Annotated in this window: 3 protein-coding genes; all 3 read right to left on the bottom strand. The window is 37.9% G+C overall.

The window, feature by feature from the left end:
- Positions 1–139: 139 nt before the first annotated feature.
- Positions 140–1,795, bottom strand: a complete 1,656-nt coding sequence (locus AC4GME_RS18445; RefSeq protein WP_490378748.1) for a YiiX/YebB-like N1pC/P60 family cysteine hydrolase — start codon at positions 1,793–1,795, stop codon at positions 140–142.
- A gap of 257 nt (positions 1,796–2,052) precedes the next feature.
- Complete coding sequence (locus AC4GME_RS18440; RefSeq protein ID WP_490380005.1) at positions 2,053–2,226, bottom strand: hypothetical protein; 174 nt, start codon at positions 2,224–2,226, stop codon at positions 2,053–2,055.
- Between the two features lie 73 nt (positions 2,227–2,299).
- Positions 2,300–2,524 carry a hypothetical protein gene (locus AC4GME_RS18435; RefSeq protein ID WP_490380004.1) on the bottom strand — a complete coding sequence of 75 codons (225 nt, stop codon included), beginning with the start codon at positions 2,522–2,524 and terminating at the stop codon, positions 2,300–2,302.
- Positions 2,525–2,652: the final 128 nt, after the last annotated feature.

The following is a 2,652-nucleotide window of genomic DNA, read 5'->3' as shown; positions in this document are numbered from 1 at the left end:
ATTTTTAAGAGAGCAGTAATAAAAAACATAGGCCGCTGTTTTTACTTATGTTTTCACTTAATCTCGCGATTGATTTTTTATCTCCAATAAAAAAGCCAGCGAATTAAGCTGGCTAATAGCGAGAAAGGCACGTTGCCGCTTAGTTTTTATAAACCACTTTTTCATACTGACCACTTAATAATGCATTAAAGTTTGCTAACAAGGAGCTCTTTGGCAGTTTCTTTCCATCATGATAAAGCAGCACCGGCTGGAAAGGAGCCTTTTTATCTTTAGCAAGTGCAGCTACGTGATCAGGGCTCACAGCATAACGACCAAGAGCAGTAGCGACAGGCCAGTCAAAGTCATCATAAACCTGAAAGATTAATTCTGAACAAACAAGACGGTCGGTTGTTTCTATATCGAAACTAAAATCATACTCTTTACCAACTTGAGCAAAAGTACGTAATAAAAATTCAGTTTTCTGTGCATCCGTTAGTTTTTTATTTCGGATAACAGCAAGATCATCAATATTTAAGAATTGCTCAAGAGGATTAATTTCAACACCATCAGGCAGTGCTTCAATAATCCCTTTATCCTGTTCGATCATGGTTTGAAAAGCAGAACCTTTATAGTTATATTTAGTTCTGACTTTTTCCTCTATTTCAGGCAGTTTTTGCCAGACTCCAAGGCGTTTTAATTCAGAGATATCGGCTTGCCCGCCAACCCAAATAGCAACGTGCCCCCAATGACCCGGGATAAAACTATCGGTCAGTCGAAATGGGGATTTAGTAAATAATATATCTAAAAGGTCCAATTCTTGAACAATCGTATTCTGCTCTGATTCTGGCATAACATTGAGCTTACCATCGCGAAATTTATATAGACCAATCACATTATCAAACATCCTCCCAAGCAGTTTATCGGTAGCAAAATCGGTTAGCTGATTGACGTCATCGGCAAACTCGTTACGCTTAACAGCGGTGCCTATTTCAATATTATCAAAAAACGTCAGTTCCGGGATCCTATGGTAGGCATAGCTGCCGTCGAGTAAACTATTCAGATAACGATTATCTTTATCTTTCGCTAAAGCGGAATCGGGATTTTTTTGTTCAAAGGCCCGATATTGATTAACCAGTTTAAGCACGTGTAAAGTTTGGCTGTAACGCTCCCCACTTTGGATTTCAGCCAGCATCTCTTCCAAAAATTGTTTACTCTCAGGATCGATACTTTTAATATCAAATTGACGGCGGAGATCAGCATTTTTAAGGTAACGAACCAGAACCACCGCATAATTATCAAGTAACATCATTTTCGATGCCAGCCACATCTTGCTTTCCAGTACCATTAAACGAGCAAGATCATCCTCTGGATTGATGACAAGTTCTGTTCCCGGCTGCGAGTTTTTGCTATTGAGCTCGGTAGGGTCTTTTGACGGCTGCCCGCTCGAAAATGTTATCTTCAAAGCAGGCTTACTATAAGTTGAATAGGTATCCATTAACTGATTAAACCTGTCTCGGTCTGCACGGTACAGCTTAATGTGACGCACTATGGCTTGCTGCTCTGCTGCGGTCAGGTGTTGATCACTGGTAAGTTTATTGTGTAATTTGCTAAAAAAGTCCAGAGCATCACGGCGCAAAATAAGGCTGTCTTCTATCGCCTGAATAAAAATGCGAAAATTCATTTCAAAGTGACTGTATCTTATAATGAGCTTCTTGGAAACATCCCGGTGATATTGTACATTTTCTGTTTCCTGGGCAATTGCGGCTGTACCTAGAAACGCATACCCCAATACAATTAATAAACTTATTTTTTTCATAATCAAGTCCGGACAACCGGCTCCCTGTCGTGCCAATAAGTGATGTAAAGCAGACGAGTATTACATACAGTAAGAGTAACAAAGCTATCAATTCAGCAAAGGCCAAACTATAAATGCTTTAACTATATTGAAGAAAGTTATCTATAAACTGCGGAGATAAAACATGAGTGATCATAGTTTTACTTATAAAAAAAGCCAGTCTATTAGGTAGACTGACCTCTCATTGTTTGCTTACAGTAAAAGGGAAGTATTGGATATTAATCAAACTCAACCTCTATATCATCATCTTCTATTTCAACCAAAATAGCCAACTCAGCCAGTTCAGATATAAAAGTATCGGCCTCATAATTAATTGGAACCTCTGTCTGTGCAGCATTAGCGTTAAAAGCAAACAGCATAGATAGTGCGATTAATGGTAGTAATTTTTTCATAGTTAGTTCCTTAAATTTAAGTTTTAAAAGTTTTGTTCTCAACAACATAGGGGGATCAAAAGTGGAGTCGTGTTTACCTGTTCGGAACAGCTTCTTCTCCTTTTACTAAATTATCTTTTAAAGTACTGTTTTGAGTATCATCATATAAATGAGTTGATCTGCTTAGATCTGAATTCATCATAAATTCATTAACTTGAGTAGTGACCTCCTTGAAATCGACAGCCGTACTGTTATCAATCAGACTGGCTGTAACGTTACTGGCAAATAAAATTGGTAAAGCAATAAGCGGCAGTATCATGGATGTATTCCTCTAATTTTGATTAAATAAACATTATTTGCGTAATTCGGGAGTAGAATAAATTAGGCTCGCTTTATTAAACGTGAACTACTTGTTCATCTTCCATTCACTTTTATAAACCCAGAAGA

This window comes from Psychromonas sp., from assembly GCF_983033635.1.
This window is presented reverse-complemented; position numbering and strand designations above follow the sequence as displayed.

What these genes read in the sequence shown, in the direction of transcription:
- AC4GME_RS18435 (WP_490380004.1), bottom strand. Translation starts at nt 2,524, where the DNA reads ATGATACTGCCGCTTATTGCTTTACCAATTTTATTTGCCAGTAACGTT.
- AC4GME_RS18440 (WP_490380005.1), bottom strand. Translation starts at nt 2,226, where the DNA reads ATGAAAAAATTACTACCATTAATCGCACTATCTATGCTGTTTGCTTTT.
- AC4GME_RS18445 (WP_490378748.1), bottom strand. Translation starts at nt 1,795, where the DNA reads ATGAAAAAAATAAGTTTATTAATTGTATTGGGGTATGCGTTTCTAGGT.